Source organism: Duganella sp. 1224, assembly GCF_013408245.1.
GTDB lineage: Bacteria > Pseudomonadota > Gammaproteobacteria > Burkholderiales > Burkholderiaceae_D > Rugamonas.
On record NZ_JACBYS010000002.1, the window covers coordinates 387,980 to 403,737 of the forward strand.

The window sequence follows — 15,758 nt, forward strand, 5'->3', positions numbered from 1 at the left end:
TTCTCTTGAAAAATCAATGAATTAAGCAAAGCTGCGATAAAAGACTGGCCATGTAGTACAACTACTAGCCGGTCAACATAAAGGAGATGCCAGAAGAATGAAACCAGTCCACACCGCGCTCTGCGCCGCCGCCCTGCTGCCGCTGTTCGCCCACGCGGCGCCCGGAGCGGCCACCGCCACCTACCCCACCTGGGACGGCAAGCAGGAAAGCGTGCGCTACGCCTCGCCCGATGCCGGCGCCGCGCTGCGCAGCTACACGCAGTCGACCACGATGACGGTACGCGAGGGCGGCAAGCAGGAAATCAGCTACAGCGAGAGCGCCGCGCTGCCGACGGTCCGCAGCGGCAACCTCGCCTTCGACGCGCTGTTCGCGCTGGCCGGCGCCGAAATGAAGCAGGACTCGGTCAGCGAGATCCGCGACGGCAGCTACAACGGCGGCAACGCCATCCCGTGCGAGTGCTTCGAGACCGGCGAGTTGTGGCATTACGTGTGGACCCGCGACCTGTCCTACGCCGCCTCGCTGGGCCTCGGCATGCTCGATCCGCTACGCACCCGCAACTCGCTGGCCTTCAAGCTGGCAGGCTACCGCGACGGCGTCAAGGCCGGCCCGCACGCCATCGGCGACGGCTATCAGATCGTGCAGGACACCGGCAGCGGCGGCAGCTGGCCGGTCAGCACCGACCGCGTGAGCTGGGCCTTCGGCGCCGACGAGGCGTTGAAAGCGCTGCCGCCGGTCGAACGCCAGGCCTTCGCCAGGCAGGCGCTGCACGCGCTGCGCAACACGCTGGAGAACGACCGCATCGCCATCTGGGACGCGGCCGATGGTCTGTATCAGGGCGAGGAGTCTTTCCTCGACTGGCGCGAACAAAGCTACGCCGCGTGGATGCCGAACGAACTGTCGTACATGGCCACGTCCAAGGCGCTGTCCACCAACGCCGCCCACTACAAGGCGCTGACGCTGGCCGCGCAGCTGGCGGCCGAACAGGGCGACGCCGCCACCGCCGCCCGCTACAGCGGCTGGGCCGCCGCGCTGAAGACCGCCATCAACCAGCGCTTCTGGCAGGCCGACAGCGGCATGTACAGCAGCCTGACCGCCGGCCACTTCGACGGCGCCGCCATGTACAAGTACGACTGGCTCGGCCAGTCGCTGGCCATCATCACCGGCATCGCCGACGCGCGCCAGGCGAAAAGCATCCTCGCGCATTACCCGCACGGGCCGCTGGGCGCGCCGGTGATCTGGCCGCAGCAGGCCGATACCGCCGTCTACCACAACCGCGCCATCTGGCCGTTCGTCACCGCGTTTGGCCTGAAGGCCGCCGCCATCGGCGGCAATGTCGCCGTGGCTGACGCGGCCTATGCCACGCTGATGCGCGGCGCCGCCACCAATCTGTCCAACATGGAGAATCTGGAATGGCTGTCCGGCCAGCCGATGCTGGACGACGGCAAGCTGAGAGGCCCGGTGGTCAATTCGCGCCGCCAGCTGTGGTCGGTCGGCGGCTATCTGGGCATGGTGGTCGGCAGCGTGTTCGGCGTGCAGACCACCAACGACGGCATCGCCGTGCGGCCGTTCATCACGGCGCGCCTGCGCCGCGAAACCTTTGCCGGCAGCGAGGCAATCATGCTGAACAACCTGAACGTGCGCGGCAAGCCCTTGCAGGTGCGCGTGCAACTGCCCGCCGCCGTGGCGGGGGATGGCTACTACGCGGTCGAGGGCATCACCTTGAACGGCAAGCCTGCCAGCGCGACGCTGGCATGGGCTGCGCTGGGCGACGATAATGTCATCGAGGTCCGCCTCGGCAAGCTGCTGCCCGGCCAGCAGGCCAAGCACAGCGTGACCGCCAAGCCGCTGGTGCGGGACGCCGCCGTCTACGCGCCGGCCGAACCGCGCATCACCCGGCTGGAACGCGGCACCTACGGCTTTCCGACGCTGCACATCGCCAGCGGCCCACGGCACGATGGCGCGAGCAGTGGCGCGGACGGCAGCGGCGGCGCCGGCGGTGCCGGCACATTGGCGAGCGGCGACATCGTCTACAACATCTACCGCGATGGTCAGCTGGTCGCGCCGCGCGTCAGCGCCGGCACGTGGTCCGACCGCCATGCGAACGCCGACGCGTGCTACGCGGTGGAAGCCATGTCCACCCGCTCCGGCAACCGCAGCCACCACAGCATGCCGGCCTGCCTGAACCCAGGCCAGGAAATCGCCGTCTCCCGCCCCGCTTGGGGCGCTCCGGCCGACACCTTCTCGCAGCAGTTCACCGTGCGGGCAGCCGGCAACTATGCGGTGCAAATCAAATACCGCAACACGGCGCACCAGATCAACCTGGGCATCAGCGGCGGCGTCAAATGGGCTGCGCTGACAGACAACAACGGCGCCACCGTCGCCAGCGGCGTGGTCCAGTTGCCGCACTCCCCGGCCAGCGAGGGGGCCAAGTACTCCACGCCCCTGCGCGCCGCGCTCAAGCCGGGCAGCTACACGCTGCGGCTGGAGGACTTCTACAACATGAGCTACATGCAGAACAACGCCACCTACAGCGATGCGGGTGGCGTCCAAGGCCCGTCCAACCGCTTCGACATCCATGGCGTGCGCGTGATGCCGGTGGCGAAGGGCGACACCGCCGCCGGCACCCTGCGCATCGTCGACAACTTCGCCTCGCCGCAACTGGGCAACAGCCGCAAGCTGCGCATCTACCTGCCACCCGGCTACGAGGCCAATCCGCGCCAGCGCTACCCGGTGCTCTACATGCATGACGGCCAGAACCTGTTCGATCCCAGGACCGCCGCCTACGGCACCGCATGGGAGATCGGCGCCACCGTCGACCGGCTGATTGCCAGCGGCGCCATCGAACCGATCATCGTGGTCGGCATCGATAACACGCCCGACCGCATCGCCGAATACACGCCGTGCTGCGACAAGCAGCACGGCGGCGGCAAGATCGACGCCTACGCCGCCTTCATCGTCGACACCGTCAAGCCCTGGGCCGACGCCAACCTGCGCACGCAAAAGGAGCGCGGGCACACCGCCATCATGGGCTCCTCGCTGGGCGGCATCGCTTCGGTCTACATCGCGCAGAAATACCCGCAAGTGTTCTCGATGGCCGGCGGCGTTTCCAGCTCCTTCTGGTGGAACGATCAGATGTTGCGCAAGAATCTGCCGGCGCGCCAGCCGGTCAAGTTCTACCTCGACGCCGGCACCGAAGGCGACGGCATCGACGATACCATCGCCTACCGCGACGCCATGCTGGCCAAGGGCTACGTGGAAGGCAAAGACCTGCTCTACCTCCGTGCCGAAGGCGGCTCCCACAACGAAAAATCGTGGGCCCAGCGCGTCGACACGCCACTGACCTGGTTCTTCAGGAAGTAAGCGACACCGCCTGCTGCTGGCGCGCCGCCAGCAGCAGCTCCACCTCCGCCGGCGGCACCGGCGCGCTCAGGCAGAAACCAAACGCCTCGTCGCAGCCCATCGCCGACAGCTGCGCCAACTGCTCGTCCGTCTCCACGCCCGCCGCGATCACCCGCATGTTCAGCGAGTGCGCCATGTCGATAATCGAGCGCACCATCGTGCCGCCGCGCGCCAGGTCGTCGATGAACGACTTGTCGATCTTCACCACGTCCACCGGAAAGCGCCGCAGATAATTCAGCGACGCATAGCCGGTGCCGAAATCGCTGATCGCCACCCGCACGCCCAGTTGCCGGAACTGCTGCAGGATCTCCTCGGCGTGCTGGTTGCGGTCGATCAGCATCGCCTCCGACAGCTCCACCTCGATGCAGCGCCCCGGCAGCTGCGCCTTCTCCAGCACCGCCGCGAGACTCTGCACGATATCCTTGTGGAAGAACTGGCGCGGCGACAGCTGCACCGCCACCGTCAGCGCCAGCCCGCGCTCCAGCCAGCGCCGCGCCTGCGCCGCCGCCGTCGCCATCACCCACGCGCCCACCGGCAGGATCAGCGCGCTCTGCTCCAGCACCGGCAGGAAATCCAGCGGCATCACCAGTCCCAGCTCCGGGTGCTTCCAGCGCAGCAGCGCCTTGACGCCGTTGATGCGCCGCTCGCGCAGCGCCATCTTCGGCTGATACGTCAGCAGGAACTCGTTGTGCTCCAGCGCGTGGCGCAGCGCCGTCTCCAGGATCAGCCGCGAATACGCCTTGGCCTGCATGCTGGGCAGGAAGCGCAGGCTGGCGCCCTTGCCGCGCTGCTTGGCCGCGTACATCGCCAGATCGGCTTTCTCGATCAGCGCCTCGATATCCTCGTCGTCATCGGGATACACCGCCACGCCGATGCTGGCCGCCACGTCCAGCAGATCGCCGTTCACCGTGAACGGCGCGGCCACCGCCTGCATGATCTTGGCCGCCACCTGCTGCGCGGCGGCGCCGTTGCGCAGCTCCGTCAGCAGCACGATGAACTCGTCGCCGCCCTGGCGCGCCACCGTGTCGACCTCGCGCACGCACTGGCGCAGGCGCTGGGCAAACTGCACCAGCACCTGGTCGCCGGCGTCGTGGCCCAGCGTGTCGTTGATGCTCTTGAAGCGGTCGATATCGACAAACAGCACCGCCAGCAGGCTGCCGTGGCGGCGCGCGTAGGCCACGCCGTGCTCCAGCTGCAGCTGCAACTGCAGCCGGTTCGGCAAGCCGGTCAGGCTGTCGTGATGGGCGATGAAGTCCAGCCGCATCTCGGTGTCGCGCTGCGCCGCCAGCGCGGCCTGCAACTGCGCGCAGCGCGCGCGCAGGCCGCGCGTCTGCCATTGACCGAGCGCCAGCGCCAGCAAACATGGCGCCACGCCGGCCGCTACCGGCCATAAGCTGTTCATGCTGTCCCTCTTCCTCGGGTGCACTGCGGAAGAGGAAATGATAGAGGATAGTGCCGCGCGCAATCGTCCGTTCACGCGTCCGGTTGAGGCACATCAAACGGCCTGTGGCGGATTTCAGTGCGCCAGCCGCAGCGCCCCGCCGCGCGCCGTCGCCGGCTGCCCCTGCAACTTAAAGATGCTGACCGCCGCCGACAGGCTGGCCGCCTGCCGCTCCAGCGACTCGGCCGCCGCCGCCGCTTCCTCCACCAGCGCCGCGTTCTGTTGCGTCACGCTGTCCATCTGGCTGATGGCGATGCTGATCTGCTCGATGCCGTCGCGCTGCTCGCCGCTGGCCACCGAGATATCGCCGATGATGGCCGTCACCCGCTGCACGCTGGCGACCACCTCGTGCATCGTCTCGCCGGCCTGGCCCACCAGCCGGCTGCCCTCCTCCACGCGGCCGACCGAGGTGCCGATCAGCGCCTTGATCTCGCGCGCCGCCGCCGCCGAGCGCTGCGCCAGGTTGCGCACCTCCGACGCCACCACCGCAAAACCGCGCCCCTGCTCGCCGGCGCGCGCCGCCTCCACCGCCGCGTTCAGCGCCAGGATGTTGGTCTGGAAGGCGATGCCGTCGATGACGCCGATGATGTCGGCGATCTGGCGCGAGCTGTCGTTGATCTCGCCCATGGTGCGCACCATCTGCGCCACCGCGTCGCCGCCGCGCGCGGCCACCACCGAGGCGGTGTCGGCCAGCTTGCAGGCCTCGGAGGCGTTGGCGTTGTTCTGCTGCACGGTGGTGGTCAGCTGCACCATGGCGGCGGCGGTCTGCTCCAGCGAGCTGGCCTGCTCCTCAGTGCGGCCCGACAAATCCAGGTTGCCGGCGGCGATCTCGGTGGCCGCGTGGTGGATGGTGTCAGTGCCGGTGCGCACCTGGCCGACGATGCTGCTCAGGTTGTGCTGCATCGCCTTCAGCGCGCCCAGCAGGTCGCCGATCTCGTCCTTCCGATTGACGCGCACCTCGCTGCGCAGGTCGCCGCCGGCCACCGTCTGCGCCACGCTCACCGCCGCGTCCAGCGGCCGGGTGATGCTGCGGATCAGCGACATGACCGTCACGCAGCCGACCACGACGGTAATCAGCAGCGTCACGCCCATGGTGGCCAGCGTCTGCGCATAGGCCGCGCGGTTGTCCTCCTCCATGGCGGCCGTCAGGCGCGCCGACTCCTTGCCGATGAAGGCGACGATGTCGTCGATTTTCTTGGTCGGCTCGCGGTCCATGCCCTTGACCCGCGCATCGACCACCTGCGCGCTGCCGGCGTTGGCCGGATCGTATTGCTTGAGCGCCTCCATGTAGCGCGTCACCAGTTCGGTCTGGGTGCGGATCGCCTCGTCGACCAGCGGCGTGCGCAGGCCCAGCGTGTTGAGCATGCCGTCGAGCTTCTTCAACTCGGCGCGGGTGCTCTCGCCGCCCTTGACGAAGGCCTTGCTGTATTTGTCGAGCTGGGCGGGATCATTGCCGCGGATCAGGATGTTCTTCCACTCCTGCACCTGGATCTTGAACTCGACCTGGGCGCTGCGCGCGGCGTCGATGGCCTGGCTCAGCGCGGTCGCGCGGGCCAGCGCGTCGGCGCTGCGCACATTGCTATGATCCAGCGCGCGCCAGCCGGCCAGCGCCACGATGGCCAGCGCCAGCAAAAAGAAGCCGCCCAACAACGCCAGCCGCACGCCAATTTTCATATCGGCCAATTTCATACCCACCCCTCTTCAAGAATTCAATTCAGACAAGCTTGCTGCTTTGCTTAATTGGTTCCGTTTTTTGGGGAACAGGCAACGATGATTGCCGTGATTTTATGATGCTATAGACGCCAGAAAAAATCTATCGAATCCGCGCGCTAGCGAAGTTCGCGCTGGTAAATATTGGTAGGACGGTTATCCGGCGGCAGCATTTTGTGTTCAATAAACGTCAGCCCCAGCTTGGCCAGCAGCTTGATCGACACCGTGTTGGCCGGATTGGTGATGCCCATCAGCCGCTTCAGGCCCAGCACGTCGCGCGCATAGGCCACCACCGCCGACGCCGCCTCGTAGGTGTAGCCCTGGCCGAAATAGGCCGGGCGGATGGCATAGCCAATGTCCACTTCCGGCAGGCTGTCGCGCTTGATCAGGCCGCACAAGCCCAGCGGCTCGCCGTCCTGCTTGCGCTCCATCACGTACAGCGAATGGCCCAAGCGCTCCTGCATCGCGCACGGCCCCTCGATGATGGCGGCGCGCGCGCCGTCGACGCTGCGGATGCCCTTGTCGCCGATGTGCTCGATCCAGCTCGGGTCATTCACCAGCGCATAGTAAAACGCCGCGTCGTCGGCATGGATGGTGCGCAGGCGCAGGCGTTCGGTGTCGAGGATCTTCATGCGTCCGGCCAGTGCGACGGATCTTCCAGCAGCTGGTACATCACATACACGTCGACATAGCCGAGATACTGGTGGCGGTAGGCGCGCGGCAGCGTGCCGACGATGGAAAAACCGAGCTTCTTCCACAGCAGCACGGCCGGCATGTTGGAGCTGACCACGTAGTTGAACTGCATCGCCAGGTAGCCCTCGGCGCGCGCGCGCTCCAGGCAATCCTGCCCCAGCAGCTTGCCGACGCCGACGCCCTGCGCCGCCGGGCTGACCATGAACGAGGCGTTGGCCACGTGGGCGCCGCGGTCGCGCTGGTTGGCGACCAGCCGGTACATGCCCACCAGCCGCTCGCCGTTGAGGATGGCCACGTAGCTGCTAACGCCGGGGCCGAACCAGTACGCGTGGCAATCGTCGCGGCTGGTGTCGGCGGCAAAATAATAGGTGTCGCCGCTGGCGATCAGTTCCTGAAATATGTCCCACATGGCGCCGAAGTCGGCGTCCGTGGCGGGTCGGATGGCGATTTCTTTCAAGGCAGCTCCAGGCGGATTAAACAGTGTTCAATTGTCATGTATTTCCGCCTGCAAGTCCAGCCGACAGCGGCTGCCGAACTAGCGGTGCAGGCGGAAATCGACCTGCTCCGGCCGCCCCGGCAAGGTCAGCCGCGCCTGCGCGCGCGGCGACTCGGCGATAATTTTTCCCCGGCGCATCACCATGCGGCGCGCGGCGCGCAAGCGGATCGCCTCCACCGGATCGGCCGCGTCCAGCAGCACCAGGTCGGCGTGGCAACCGGGCGCCACGCCATAGCCTTGCAGGCCGAGGATGGCCGCCGGCGTGCTGGTCACGGCGCGGAAGCAATCGCGCATCGCCTCCTGGCCGGTCATCTGCGCCACGTGCAGGCCCATGTGCGCCACCTCCAGCATGTCGCCCGAGCCCAGGCCGTACCACGGGTCCATCACGCAGTCGTGGCCGAACGCCACCGGCACGCCGGCCGCCAGCAGTTCCGGCACCCGCGTCATGCCGCGCCGCTTCGGGTAGGTGTCGTGGCGGCCCTGCAGCGTGATGTTGATGAGCGGATTGGCAATGGCGTTGACGCCGGCCTCGCGCATCAGCGGCAGCAGCTTGCTGACGTAGTAGTTGTCCATCGAATGCATCGACGTCAGGTGCGAGCCGGTGACGCGGCCGTGCAGGCCAAGCCGGTTGCTCTGGTAGGCCAGCGTCTCGATATGGCGCGACAGCGGATCGTCCGACTCGTCGCAATGCAGGTCCACCATCAGCCCCTGGTCGGCCGCGTACTCGCACAGGATGCGCACCGACTCGGCGCCGTCGGCCATGGTGCGCTCGAAATGCGGAATGCCGCCAACCACGTCCACGCCCATGCCGATCGCGCGCTTCAGGTTGATCAGCGCGTTGGGCGCGCGCAGCACGCCATCCTGCGGAAACGCCACCAGTTGCAAGTCCAGGTAAGGCGCCACTTGGCGCTTGACCTCCAGCAGCGCCTCCACCGCCAGCAGGCGGTCATCGCAGACGTCGACGTGCGAGCGGATCGCCAGCAGGCCGCGCGCCACCGCCCAGTCGCAGTACTGCAGCGCGCGCTCGATCAGCGCCTGCTGCGTCAGGTCCGGCTTCAGTTCACCCCACAGCGCGATGCCCTCCAGCAGCGTGCCGGAGGCGTTCACGCGCGGCAAACCGTAGCTCAGCGTGGCGTCCATGTGGAAGTGCGCGTCCACGAACGGCGCGCTGAGCAGATCGCCGTCGGCGTCGATCTCCCGCCCGGCTTGCACCGCCAGCCGCGGCCCGACCGCGACGATGCGGCCCCGCTCGATGGCCACGTCCATACCCTGCTGGCCGTCCGCCAGATTGGCGTTGCGTATCACGACATCCATCTGCACTCCCATTGATTTGACGTAAAACCATTGTAGACATATTCAACAAAATACAGCAATTATTGCATTGCACCACATGGTAGAAAAAATAACTTTCCATCACCAAAAATCGTCGCTAGAATGGACTTATTGCGTTGCATCATAATTCAGGAGAAACCATGTCTTCGATCACCGAACAGTTTTCCGCAGCCACGAAATCGCAACTTGAAGCGCAATTCCACCTCATCAACACCATCGCCAGCACGGCGGTGGACAGCGCCGAAAAAGTCATCGCGCTGAACATCAACACCACCAAGGCCTCGGTGGAAAAATCGTCGGCCGCCGCCAAGCAATGGCTGGCGGTTAAAGACCCGAAGGAATTTTTTACGCTGAGCGCGCAGCAGCCGGGCAGCTTCGACAGCCTGCTGGCCTATGGCCGCGAATTGGCCAACATCGCCAGCACCGCCCAGAGCGAGCTGATCAAAAGCGCGCAAAGCACGCTGAAGCAGGTGACCGACCTGGCCGTGACCAAGGTGGAACCGACGCCAGTCAAGGCCACGCCGCCAGCGCTGGCGGCCGCCGTCAGCGCCGCCGTCGAGGCGGTGAACGAGCCGGTGGCGGCCGTGGTGCCGAAAGTCCCGAAAGCCAAGCCGCTGGCCGCCCCGATTCCCGCGCAGGAAGACTTCATCGAAGTCAAAGCCGACGTCAAGCCCAGCAGCTTCCCCAAGCCGATTGCCCTCGGCGGCGAACCCAAGCCCGCTAAAACCGCCAAACCGAAAAAGTAACCCCGACCGAAGGGGTCTGACCCCATGCGGGGTCAGACCCCGGGCGTGCCGGTGTGCGGGGTCCGGCGGTGCCATCCGCACCCACACCTTTTTTGTGCATGCTGTATCCTAGCGCCCTACCCCGCACTACAAGGCAACATGCATGTCTAAACTCTCCCGGCTGATCGGCGGCTTCGTCCGCCAGCACAGCCGCGCCTATCTCCTGTCCGGCGCCATGCTGGCCGGCGTCGCCACGCTCAGCGTCTGGGTGCCGCGCAAGGTCGGCGCCATGATCGACGGCCTGGCCAGCCACACGCTGGCCGGCACCGCCCTGCTGATGGAAATCGGCACGCTGCTGCTGATCGGCCTCGGCATCTACTTCCTGCGCGTGGCCTGGCGCCAGATCCTGTACGGCGCCGCCTACCAGCTCGGCGTCTCGCTGCGCACCCGCCTGTACACGCGCATGACGCTGCAAGGCCCGGGCTTCTACCAGCGCCAGCGCACCGGCGACCTGATGGCGCTGGCCACCAACGACATCGACGCCATCGAAATGGCCGCCGGCGAGGCCATGCTGGCCGGCTTCGACGGTGCCCTGACGCTGGTCATGGTGCTGGGCGTGATGCTGCTCGGCGTCGACTGGCGCCTGGCCTGCGTCGCGCTGCTGCCATTCCCGCTGATGGGCTGGGCCTTCTGGTACATCTCCGGCCATATCCACACCGCCTCCACCGATTCGCTGAAACGCTTCAGCGCCCTCAACGGCCACGTGCAGGAAACCCTGTCCGGCGTGCGCACGCTGCGCGCCCTCGGCCTGGAACAACGCAGCGCGCGGCAATTCTCCGAACTGGCCGCGCAAGCCTCCGACGCCAGCCTGCGCGCGCAAGTGTGGGAAGCGGCTTACGAGCCGGCCGTCGGCCTGACGCTGACCGCCGCCACCGGCCTGACGCTGGGCCTCGGCGGCTACCTGATCTGGCACAACCAGCTGACCATCGGCGCGCTGACCAGCTTCACCATGTACCTCGGGCAGCTGATCTGGCCGATGTTCGCCGCCGGCTGGGTGCTGTCGCTGATCGAGCGCGGACGCGCCGCCTGGCAGCGCCTGCAGCCGATGCTGGACGCGCCGCTGGCCATCGACGACCACGGCACACTGACCGCCGTCCCGGCCGGGCCGCTGTCGCTGCAAGGCATCAGCTACGCCTACGCCGAGCAGAGCACGCCGGCCATCAGCGACATCACGCTGGAACTGAAGCCCGGCCAGACGCTCGGCCTGGTCGGCCCCACCGGCAGCGGCAAGTCGACGCTGCTGCGGGTGCTGCTGCGCCAGGTCACGCCGCAACACGGCCGCGTGCAATGGAGCGGCCGCGCGCTCGATGACTACAAGCTGCAAGCGCTGCGCGCTGCCATCAGCTGGGTGCCGCAGGAATCCTTCCTGTTCTCCGCCTCGATCGCCGACAACATCGCGCTGGCGCGGCCGGACGCCACGCGCGCGCAGATCGAACACGCCGCCAACCTGGCCGCCATCCACGACGACATCCTGCTGTTCGCCGACGGCTACGACACCCAGGTCGGCGAAAAGGGCATCACGCTGTCCGGCGGCCAGCGCCAGCGCGTCGCCATCGCCCGCGCGCTGTTGGCCGACAACGACCTGCTGCTGCTCGACGATGCGCTGTCCGCCGTCGACACCGGCACCGAAACGCGCATCCTGCAACACCTCGAAGAACTGCGCGCCGCCCGCCAGGGCCGCAGCGCCGTCATCGCCAGCCACCGCCTCAGCTCCGTGGTCAGCGCCGACGTCATCGTGGTGCTGCGCGATGGCCGCATCAGCGAAACCGGCAGCCACGAGCAGCTGCTGGCACTGGACGGCTGGTATGCCAGCCAGTGGCGCTATCAACAATTGGAAGCCAGCCTTGATGAAGCCTGAAACAAAGTCCGACACCGCCTCCACGCGCGGCCAGATGCGCCAGGCGCTGTCGCTGCTGCGCCGCGCCGCCCTGCCCGACCAGCACCACCTGGGCTGGGCCATCCTGTGGCTGATCGCCGCCGCGCTGCTTGAAGTGCTGGGGCCCATCATGGGCAAGGCGCTGATCGACGAACACCTGCTGCCGCACCACCTGGACTGGCCGCGCATGGCCGCGCTGCTGGCCGGCGTGGTGCTAACCGGCTGGATCGCCAGCGGCCTGCGCTACCTGCAACTGGTGCGCCTGTCCGGCCTCGCCATGCGCTCGGTGATGCGCCTGCGCGAGATGGTCTACACCCACGTGCTGCTGCTGCCGATGTCCTTCTTCGACCGCGCCATCACCGGCCAGCTGGTGTCGCGCGTCACCAACGATACTGAAGCGGTCAAGAGCCTGTACATCCAGGTGCTGTTCGTGATGCTCGACTCCACCATCGTGCTGGTCGGCACCGTGTGTGCCATGGCCTTCCTCGACTGGCGCCTGATGCTGATCGTGCTGGCGCTGCTGCCGGCGGTGCTGCTGATCGTCTGGCTATACCAGCGCTGGAGCGCGCCGGCCGTGACGCGCGCCCGCGCGCTGCGCAGCGAGATCAACGGCCAGATGGCCGAATCCATCGGCGGCATGAGCGTGCTCCAGGCCAGCAACGCCGAACAGCGCTTCGGCCAGCGCTTCGCCAACACCAACCAGGAACACTACACCGCGCGCCTGGCCGAGCTGCGCGCCAACGCCTGGCTGCTGCGCCCCGCGCTGGACCTGTTCAACATCATCCTGCTGGCGGCGGTGATCTTCGTCTTCGGCCACCGCGAAATGACCGCCACCGAGGTCGGCATCCTGTACGCCTTCATCAGCTACCTGGCGCGCGTGATCGAGCCGCTGATCCAGATCACCATGCAGTTCAGCCAGTTGCAGCAATCGGTGGTGGCCAGCGCGCGCGTGGCGACGCTGCTGGACGAAGGCGCGGCCAGGGAGCATACCGGCGCCCGCGCCGTGCGCGCCGCCGCCAACGACAGCAACGCCCCCGCCATCGCCATCCGCCACCTGGACTTCGCCTACAACCCCGGCCAGCCGGTGCTGCACGACCTGTCGCTGGAGATCCCGCAGGGCGATTTCGTCGGCATCGTCGGCCATACCGGCAGCGGCAAGTCGACGCTGCTGTCGCTGCTGCTGCGCTTCTACCCGGCGCCGCACGGCAGCATCCTGGTGCACGGCGTGCCGCTGGACGACATCGACAACGAACGCTTCCGCGCCGAAGTGGGCCTGGTGCCGCAAGACCCCTTCCTGCTGGCCGCCTCCGCGCGCGACAATATCGACATGGGCCGCGGCCTGACGCCGGCGCAGATCGAGGCCGCCGCGCGCGCCGCCCACGCGCACGACTTCATCGCCGCGCTGGACCAGGGCTACGACACGCCGCTGGGCGAAGGCGGCTCGCGCCTGTCGGTCGGCCAGAAGCAGCTGATCGCCATCGCCCGCGCGCTGGCCGGCGCGCCGCGCATCCTGCTGCTGGACGAGGCCACCTCGCACATCGACTCGCAAACGGAGCAGATCGTGCAGGTGGCGCTGGACGAGTTGCGCGGCAAGGTGACGGTGATCGCCATCGCCCACCGCCTGTCCACCATCCGCGACGCCAACCGCATCATCGTGCTCAATCATGGCCGCATCACGGAAACCGGGCCGCACGAGCAACTGATGCAGATCGACGGCGGCTTGTATCAACGTCTATACCTTTTGCAGCAACTAGCTGCTTAATGTAGTTTAAAAGCCATCGAAAACTGTGCGATTTGCGGGAAAAATCGTGCCCCGCCGGGCTTTCTCGCTTGCAACACGCATATAATTGTCTAGACATTGCGAGGTTTGCGGGGGCGTCAAGTTGGCTGGATCAAGAAAACGTGGATGGCGGCACAGCGGGCGGGTGGCCGTGGCGGCAGCCATGGCGCTGGCGCTGGCGCCGGCGTGGGCGCAAGACCCGGCCACGCTGGATGAACGCATCCTCGACATCCGCGAACAAAGCCGCTTCGTCCCCGACAAGGCGCTGACGCAGCTGCAGAAACTGCAGCCCGAACTGGCCGGCGCGCCGCCGGCCACCCGCGCCGAATTCCTCACGCAGATGAGCGCCGTGCGCATGCGCCTGGGCCAGAACGACATGGGCATGGAGGCCGCCGAACAGGTCATCGCGCTCGGCAAATCGCTGCACGACAACGCCCTCATCGCCAAGGGCATGCTGGCCAAGACCTATGTGCTGTTTGCCCAGGCCGACGTTGAGGCCGCCCACCGCCTGGCGTTCGAGGCCGAGGCGCTGGCCATGACCACCAGCGACAGCGCGCTCAAGGTGCAGGCCACCATCACCGCCGGCCAGTCCTACGCCGAGCAGGGCAACTTCCCGGCCGCGCTGCTGAAACTGCAGCATGCGGTGGACCAGGCGCGCCCGCCGGCCGGCGACCGCATCAGCCTGGTGGCCGCGCTCAACGCGCTGACCAAGCTGCACGTGCAGATGAAGGAATACGACAACGCCGGCGAAACGCTGACCGAGCTGCTGGCCGAAACCGAGCAACTCAACTCGCCCGGCCGCATGGCCATGGCCAAGAACACCGAGTACGGCCTGGCCATGGACGCGGGCCAGCCCAAGCGCGCCTTGCGGGTGCTGCAGGAAAGCCTGGCGCTGGAGCGCAAGCTGGGCGCGGAACGCATGGTCGGCGTCACGCTGGTCAACCTGTCCGACAACGCGCTCAAGGACCGCGACTACGCGCGCGCCGCGCAATACGCGCAGGAGTCGCTGCTGTCGGCGCAGAAGACCGGCGACAAGAGCACCGAGGCCACCGCCCGCATCAACCTGGGCCAAACCTATCTCGGCACCGGCCGCCTGGCCGAGGGCAAGAAGCAGTTCGAGCTGGGCCTGGCGCGGCTGGAGCAGGAGAACAACAAGCCCGATCTGCAGGCGGCGCTGCGCGAATACGGCGAGGCGCTGGAACGCGCCGGCGACCTGGCCGGCTCCATCGCCGCCTACCACCGCGAACGGAACATCTCCAACGAGCTGTTTGAGAAGCGCCGCCAGCAGGCCATGCTGGAGCTGCAGGAAAAATACGAGGCCGAGAAAAAGCAGCGCCAGATCGAGCTGCTGAGCCGCGAGAACCAGGTCAAGGGCGCCGAGATCGACAACCGCCGCCTGCAGCAGCGCGTGTGGTGGCTGCTGGCCCTGGTGTTCGCGCTGGCGGCGGCGGTGGTCGGCCTGTTATACCGCAAGGTGCGCCACACCAATGCCCAGCTGGAGGTCAAGAACCTGGAGCTGAAGGCGCAATCGACGCTCGATCCCTTGACCTCGCTGTACAACCGCCGCCACTTCCAGGACTACATGCGCAGCCTGACCACGCACGACCAGGCAGGCGACACCGTCGGCGCGCTGTTCCTGCTGGACGTCGACCACTTCAAGCATATCAACGACAACTACGGCCACGCGGCCGGCGACGCGGTGTTGAAGATGATCGCCGAGCACCTGCGCATCGCGCTGCGCGAAACCGACATGATCGTGCGCTGGGGCGGCGAGGAGTTCCTCGCCTTCCTGCCGGCGATCCCGCGCCACGGCGTGGACGAGGTGGCGCGCCGTATCCTCACCACCATCTCGTCGCAGGCGCTGAAGTACGGCGAGCATGAGATCACGGTGAATGTGTCGGTGGGCTTTTCGCCGTATCCGCTGGTGCCGGGCGGTGGCGAGGCGCTGGCATGGGAGCGCGCGGTCAACCTGGTCGACATGGCGCTGTACCTGGCCAAGGCCCACGGCCGCAACCGCGCCTACGGCGTGCGCGGCTTCGAGAACTTCCACCTGACGTCGATGGAAGCCATCGAACAGGACCTGGAACGCGCCTGGCGCGCCGGCTTCGTCGACCTGACGGTGGTGCTGGGCGGCGAACCCGGCAGCCATCCGCCGACGCCCACCGAACACACCAACGTGGTGTCGATCAAGCAGGCCGCGCACAAGCACTGAGCCGCCGGCGCGCGCCCTGCGGCGGCATTATCA

General features: G+C 67.2%; 10 protein-coding genes. 5 read left to right on the forward strand and 5 right to left on the reverse strand.

Features of this window, described 5'->3' with window-relative positions:
- The first annotated feature begins 97 nt into the window (after positions 1-97).
- Complete coding sequence (locus FHW58_RS13770) at positions 98-3,361, forward strand: alpha/beta hydrolase-fold protein (protein ID WP_179673708.1); 3,264 nt, start codon at positions 98-100, stop codon at positions 3,359-3,361.
- Here FHW58_RS13770 and FHW58_RS13775 read toward each other — a convergent pair.
- The 5 genes from FHW58_RS13775 to FHW58_RS13795 form a co-directional block, all read right to left on the reverse strand.
- Positions 3,351-4,802, reverse strand: a complete 1,452-nt coding sequence (locus FHW58_RS13775) for a bifunctional diguanylate cyclase/phosphodiesterase (protein WP_179673709.1) — start codon at positions 4,800-4,802, stop codon at positions 3,351-3,353. The genes FHW58_RS13770 and FHW58_RS13775 overlap by 11 nt on opposite strands.
- 114 nt (positions 4,803-4,916) lie before the next feature.
- Positions 4,917-6,530 (reverse strand): methyl-accepting chemotaxis protein, encoded by a 1,614-nt coding sequence (locus FHW58_RS13780; protein WP_179673710.1) that lies wholly within the window; start codon positions 6,528-6,530, stop codon positions 4,917-4,919.
- 140 nt (positions 6,531-6,670) lie between these two features.
- Positions 6,671-7,183, reverse strand: a complete 513-nt coding sequence (locus FHW58_RS13785; RefSeq protein WP_179673711.1) for a GNAT family N-acetyltransferase — start codon at positions 7,181-7,183, stop codon at positions 6,671-6,673.
- Positions 7,180-7,701, reverse strand: coding sequence for a GNAT family N-acetyltransferase (locus tag FHW58_RS13790; protein ID WP_179673712.1), 522 nt, complete (start codon positions 7,699-7,701; stop codon positions 7,180-7,182). The genes FHW58_RS13785 and FHW58_RS13790 overlap by 4 nt, the downstream gene beginning before the upstream one ends.
- A 78-nt stretch (positions 7,702-7,779) precedes the next feature.
- Positions 7,780-9,054, reverse strand: a complete 1,275-nt coding sequence (locus tag FHW58_RS13795; RefSeq protein ID WP_179673713.1) for an amidohydrolase family protein — start codon at positions 9,052-9,054, stop codon at positions 7,780-7,782.
- A gap of 158 nt (positions 9,055-9,212) precedes the next feature.
- On the opposite strand from FHW58_RS13795, the gene FHW58_RS13800 reads away from it, so the two are divergent.
- From FHW58_RS13800 to FHW58_RS13815, 4 genes are all read left to right on the forward strand, one after another.
- Complete coding sequence (locus tag FHW58_RS13800) at positions 9,213-9,818, forward strand: phasin family protein (protein ID WP_179673714.1); 606 nt, start codon at positions 9,213-9,215, stop codon at positions 9,816-9,818.
- 142 nt (positions 9,819-9,960) lie between these two features.
- Complete coding sequence (locus FHW58_RS13805) at positions 9,961-11,715, forward strand: ABC transporter ATP-binding protein (protein WP_179673715.1); 1,755 nt, start codon at positions 9,961-9,963, stop codon at positions 11,713-11,715.
- Complete coding sequence (locus tag FHW58_RS13810; RefSeq protein ID WP_179673716.1) at positions 11,705-13,495, forward strand: ABC transporter ATP-binding protein; 1,791 nt, start codon at positions 11,705-11,707, stop codon at positions 13,493-13,495. The genes FHW58_RS13805 and FHW58_RS13810 overlap by 11 nt, the downstream gene beginning before the upstream one ends.
- Before the next feature lie 169 nt (positions 13,496-13,664).
- Complete coding sequence (locus tag FHW58_RS13815; protein WP_373996676.1) at positions 13,665-15,725, forward strand: diguanylate cyclase; 2,061 nt, start codon at positions 13,665-13,667, stop codon at positions 15,723-15,725.
- Positions 15,726-15,758 lie beyond the last annotated feature (33 nt).

Bases quoted from the DNA above. Each gene is read 5' to 3' on its own strand.
- FHW58_RS13770 (WP_179673708.1), top strand. From the start codon at position 98: ATGAAACCAGTCCACACCGCGCTCTGCGCCGCCGCCCTGCTGCCGCTG.
- FHW58_RS13775 (WP_179673709.1), bottom strand. From the start codon at position 4,802: ATGAACAGCTTATGGCCGGTAGCGGCCGGCGTGGCGCCATGTTTGCTG.
- FHW58_RS13780 (WP_179673710.1), bottom strand. From the start codon at position 6,530: ATGAAATTGGCCGATATGAAAATTGGCGTGCGGCTGGCGTTGTTGGGC.
- FHW58_RS13785 (WP_179673711.1), bottom strand. From the start codon at position 7,183: ATGAAGATCCTCGACACCGAACGCCTGCGCCTGCGCACCATCCATGCC.
- FHW58_RS13795 (WP_179673713.1), bottom strand. From the start codon at position 9,054: ATGGATGTCGTGATACGCAACGCCAATCTGGCGGACGGCCAGCAGGGT.
- FHW58_RS13800 (WP_179673714.1), top strand. From the start codon at position 9,213: ATGTCTTCGATCACCGAACAGTTTTCCGCAGCCACGAAATCGCAACTT.
- FHW58_RS13805 (WP_179673715.1), top strand. From the start codon at position 9,961: ATGTCTAAACTCTCCCGGCTGATCGGCGGCTTCGTCCGCCAGCACAGC.
- FHW58_RS13810 (WP_179673716.1), top strand. From the start codon at position 11,705: ATGAAGCCTGAAACAAAGTCCGACACCGCCTCCACGCGCGGCCAGATG.